Origin of the sequence: Streptomyces durbertensis, assembly GCF_014156695.1 — a bacterium.
Classification (GTDB): Bacteria; Actinomycetota; Actinomycetes; order Streptomycetales; family Streptomycetaceae; genus Streptomyces; species Streptomyces durbertensis.
On the sequence record NZ_WMLF01000511.1, the window covers coordinates 1 to 3,496 of the forward strand.

Here is a 3,496-nt window from a genome sequence, read left to right on the forward strand (position 1 = left end):
GGGTCAGAGGTGGCGGCGGCGGGCGGCGGCCTGCCGTTCGTACGCGGTGCGGGCGTCGCGGGCCGCCTGCCGGGTGGCGACCTCGGCGACCGGCACGTCCCACCAGGCCTGCGCGGCGGGCGCGCCGGGTTGCGGGGACGTCTCGACGTAGACGCACGTCGGGCGGTTCGAAGCGCGGGCGGCGGTCAGCGCCTCGCGCAGCTCGCCGACGGTCTTCGGGCGCAGGACGTCCATGCCGAGGCTGGCGGCGTTGGCGGCGAGGTCGACCGGCAGCGGGTCGCCGCCGTAGCTCCCGTCGGGGGTGCGGTAGCGGTAGGCGGTCGCGAAGCGCTCGCCGCCGACCTGCTCCGACAGGCCGCCGATGGACGCGTAGCCGTGGTTCTGCACGAGGACCACGTTGATCGGCAGGCCCTCCTGGACGGCGGTGACGATCTCGGTCGGCATCATCAGGTACGTGCCGTCGCCGACAAGCGCCCACACCGGGGTGTCGGGCGCGGCGAGCTGTACGCCGATCGCCGCCGGGATCTCGTAGCCCATGCAGGAGTAGCCGTACTCCAGGTGGTACTGGCGGGGCGAGCGGGCGCGCCACAGCTTGTGCAGGTCGCCGGGGAGGGAACCGGCGGCGTTGATGACCACGTCCGTGTCGCCGACGATCCTGTCGAGTACGCCGAGCAGTTGGGTCTGGCTGGGCACGTCGGTGTCCGCCGCCCGGTAGGCGTCGGACACGGCGGCCTCCCAACTCTTCTTGCCCGCGCGGTACTCGGCCTCGTACGCGGCTTCGACACGGTGGTCTGCCAGGGCGATGGCGAGTGCCTGGAGGCCGGCGCGGGCGTCGGCGACGAGGGTGGTGGCGGCGAGCTTGTGGGCGTCGAACGGGGTGATGTTGAGGTTGACGAACCGCACGTCCGGGCGGTCGAAGAGGGTGCCGGAGGCGGTGGTGAAGTCGGTGTAGCGGGTGCCGACGCCGATCACCAGGTCGGCGGTGCGGGCGAGTGCGTCGCTGACGGCGGTGCCGGTGTGGCCGATGCCGCCGAGGTCGGCCGGGTGGTCGTGGCGCAGGGAGCCCTTGCCGGCCTGGGTGGAGGCGACGGGGATGCCCGTGAACTCCACCAGCTCCCGCAGCGCTTCCTCGGCCCCGCTGTGGTGGACGCCGCCGCCGGCGATGAGGAGCGGGCGCTTCGCGGCTCGCAACGCCCTCACCGCCTCGGCGAGTTCGGCGGGCTCCGGCTGCGGCCTCCGGACGGGCCAGACGCGTTCGCGGAAGAACTCCTCGGGCCAGTCGAACGCCTCCGCCTGCACGTCCTGCGGCAGGGCGAGGGTGACCGCGCCGGTCTCCACCGGGTCGGCGAGCACCCGCATGGCGTTCAGGGCGGACGGGATCAGCGCCTCCGGGCGGTTGATCCGGTCGAAGTAGCGGGAGACCGGGCGCAGGGTGTCGTTGACGGACACGTCCGCGCACTGCGGGTGTTCGAGCTGCTGGAGCAGCGGGTCGGCGGTGTGGGTGGCGAAGTGGTCGCCGGGCAGCAGCAGGACGGGCAGCCGGTTGATCGTGGCCAGCGCGGCACCGGTCACCAGGTTGGTGGCGCCGGGGCCGATCGAGGTGGTGACGGCCTGCGCGGACAGCCGGTTGTGGTGGCGGGCGAAGCCGACGGCGGCGTGCACCATGGACTGCTCGTTGCGGCCCTGGTGGAAGGGCATGGCCGCCTCACCGGTCTCCAGCAGGGCCTGGCCGAGACCGGCCACGTTGCCGTGCCCGAAGATGCCCCAGGTGCCGGCGACCAGGCGGTGCCGCACGCCGTCGCGCTCGGTGTACTGGGCGGACAGGAAACGCACCAGCGCCTGCGCGACGGTCAGGCGGCGGGTGGACTGGCTCATGCGGGACCTCACTGGGACGGGCCGAACCGGCCGTGCGGCCGGGCGGCGCGGACGTGGGACGGGTCGGGGTCGAGAGGGAGACGGGGGTCGACGGGCTGGTCCGGCCAGGTCTCGCGGATCCAGGCGTGGTCGGGGTGGTCGCAGATCAGCCAGGCCCGCTCGGCGCCCGGCCCGGCCATCACGTTGAGGTAGTACATGTGGTGGCCGGGCACCGCCATGGACGGGCCGTGCCAGCCGTCGGGGATGAGCACCACGTCGCCGTCGCGGACCTCGGCGAGCACGTCGGTGCCGCCGTCGGCGGACGGCGAGACCCGCTGGTAGCCCAGGCCCGGCACGTCGCCGGCGGCCGCGAACTCGAAGTAGTAGATCTCCTCCAGTTCCGACTCCTCGCCCGGCCGGTGCTCGTCGTGCTTGTGCGGAGGGAACGACGACCAGTTGCCGCCCGGCGTGATGACCTCCACGGCGATCAGCCGGTCGCAGTCGAAGGCGTCGGCCGCGCCGAAGTTGTGGACCTGCCGGCTGCACGAGCCGGTGCCGCGGAGCTCCACAGGCACGTCGGAGACCGGCCCGTAGCGGGCGGGCAGCCGGTTGTCGCAGCGGGCGCCGGTGAGCGCGAACCGCCCGCCGGCGTCCGAGCGGACGGTGGCCCGGGCGTCCCTCGGCAGGTACGCGAAGTCGCTCGGGCCGGCGAACACGTGGGCGCGGCCTGCGAGTTCGAACGTCTGCGGAGTCTCCTCGCTCGGGTCGTCGACGTCGACCTCGCAGGAGCCGGACAGCGGCAGCACGATCCACTCGCTGTCGCCGGTGTCGAACTCGTGGCGCCCGTCCGGCGGCAGGGTCAGCACCCGCAGGGCGGAGTAGCCCCAACCGGCCGACTCCGGGCTGACGTCCACGTCGTAGGCGTCCGCGGCGGCGGTACCGGCGGGCAGATGGTGGCGGCGGCCGCCGGCCGGGGAGGGGGCGGGCTGCTGCTTGTGGTGGTGCGGTGCGGCGTGCATGGCGTGTTCTTCCCTCGTCACCGTTGCGTCCGTTCCTGTCCGGGTCTCTCCCGTCTCAAAGTAGGCCGACGGCCGTGTCCACGGCGGTCTCGACGCTCCCGTGCGCCGGGTAGAGCAGCGAACGGCCGACGACCAGGCCCTGGACGGTGGGCAGCCGCAGCGCCTTGCGCCACCGCTCGTAGGCGCCCTCCTGGTCCCTGCCCACGTCGCCGCCGAGCAGAACGGTCGGCAGGGTGGACGTCTCCAGCACCCGCGTCATGTCGTCGGGGTCCTCGGTGACCGGCAGTTTGAGCCAGGTGTACGCGGAGGTGCCGGCGAGGCCGGAGGCGATGGCGATCGAGCGGGTGACGGCCTCGGCGCTGAGGTCGTTCCGCACCGAGCCGCCGACCCGACGCGAGACGAACGGCTCGACGAAAACCGGGAGTCGGCGTGCGGCCATCTCGTCGACGGCCCGTGCCGCGCTCTCCATGGTGGTGAGCGAGCCCGGGTCCTCGTAGTCGATGCGCAGCAGCAGTTTGCCGGCGTCGAAGCGGAGCCGGGTCAGGTCCTGCGGGCGGTGCCCGGTGAAGCGGTCGTCCATCTCGAAGCTGGCGCCGGCCAGTCCGCCGCGGTTCATCGCTGTC

At 73.5% G+C, this 3,496-nt stretch carries 3 protein-coding genes; all 3 read right to left on the reverse strand.

The features are described 5' to 3' along the window. Positions 1-3: 3 nt before the first annotated feature. The gene (iolD, locus tag GL263_RS23525; protein ID WP_182857752.1) at positions 4-1,875 is read right to left on the reverse strand and encodes a 3D-(3,5/4)-trihydroxycyclohexane-1,2-dione acylhydrolase (decyclizing); all 1,872 of its coding nucleotides are present in this window, start codon (positions 1,873-1,875) and stop codon (positions 4-6) included. A gap of 8 nt (positions 1,876-1,883) precedes the next feature. Beyond that, positions 1,884-2,873: a 5-deoxy-glucuronate isomerase gene (gene iolB, locus GL263_RS23530; protein WP_182857753.1), complete on the reverse strand. Its 990-nt coding sequence runs from the start codon at positions 2,871-2,873 to the stop codon at positions 1,884-1,886. Between the two features lie 55 nt (positions 2,874-2,928). After that, on the reverse strand, positions 2,929-3,496 hold a 568-nt coding region (locus tag GL263_RS23535; protein ID WP_438947996.1), incomplete at its 5' end, for a Cgl0159 family (beta/alpha)8-fold protein.